Annotated in this window: 1 pseudogene; it reads right to left on the reverse strand. The window is 43.7% G+C overall.

The features are described from left to right. Window positions 1–472: pseudogene (locus QT992_RS33450) on the reverse strand (reverse transcriptase N-terminal domain-containing protein); the annotation flags it as partial. Window positions 473–1,096 lie beyond the last annotated feature (624 nt).

Raw genomic sequence — 1,096 nt, forward strand, 5'->3', positions numbered from 1 at the left:
ACCGGGTCTAAAACCGTATGAGTTTGGCTCAAATTTTGCCTCCCATTCTGGCTAAGCGTGCTGCTTTCACAACTGCTTGCAGGGCGCGGTCGTACATTGTGGGTATTCCTAATGGTCTGGACTCATTGGTTCCTGGTTTTGGAATCATTACCCTACGTGTCGGTTGTGATTTACCAGTTATTTTGAGTTGACCTACTAGCTTTAATCGTTGTTTTGGGGTTAACAATTTAATGCCATCCACACCTGCTGTACGTTTGCCAGTATTGTCTTGTGTGACCCGTCGTACCGCCAAAACCTTGTTAGACCATGAATTAATCAAGGTCTTTTGAAGCTTCCGAACTGCTTTAACGTCGCCACGCTCACTTGCTCGATAGATACGCTTTTGCAACTTAAACGTCAATCTTTCGGCTCTTCGCCAATTGATTTGATTCCATTCCACCGTCGGGTTGTCCCGCGTTTTAGACTTATTCATTGCTACTAGGTTCCCATCATTGAAGTTACCGTGTACCTGTCTGCATATCTCTGTTATTACAACAGAGCATTGGCTTCTGATACAATCCCTCTCCCATATACTATTCGTTAGCTACTTACTGGATAATCGACATGATTCCCAGAAATATATGAGAGTTACTTCGTTCCAAATACACATTGTTAGAGTTTTTAGTGTGATGCTATCCACCGGGTTTATGGGCGGTGCTTATAGGTCAAGTGTGAAATTGCCTATGCCCTAGCCTTGCCTTTTGGCTTGGTCTTAATCAGTCTTTACCGTGTTTTTCAACGGGTTTATTCTTGATTCAGCCGTTAGACCATCTCAGATTACGATGGTTCAGACACATCTTTGCTTTCGCTACACATGAACTCTTGCTTGACAGTTACCAGTTTCGGCTACCAGTAGTTCTTGTCTTTTATCCCCGCTTTACCTTATTGGTTGCTACCCAACAAAATAGGGGATATGCTTTTACCGCTGCACTTGCGGACTAGGACTAGGGACTTGTGAATCCTGCACCTAGATGTGTACTCAGTTATACTAACCAGTTGGTTAGGCTAACCTTCCCTGAGTATTGCTACCCATTTAGGTTAAACGAATCGCACTCAC

Origin of the sequence: Microcoleus sp. T3_D1 (assembly GCF_036700405.1) — a bacterium.
Taxonomy (GTDB): domain Bacteria; phylum Cyanobacteriota; class Cyanobacteriia; order Cyanobacteriales; family Microcoleaceae; genus Microcoleus.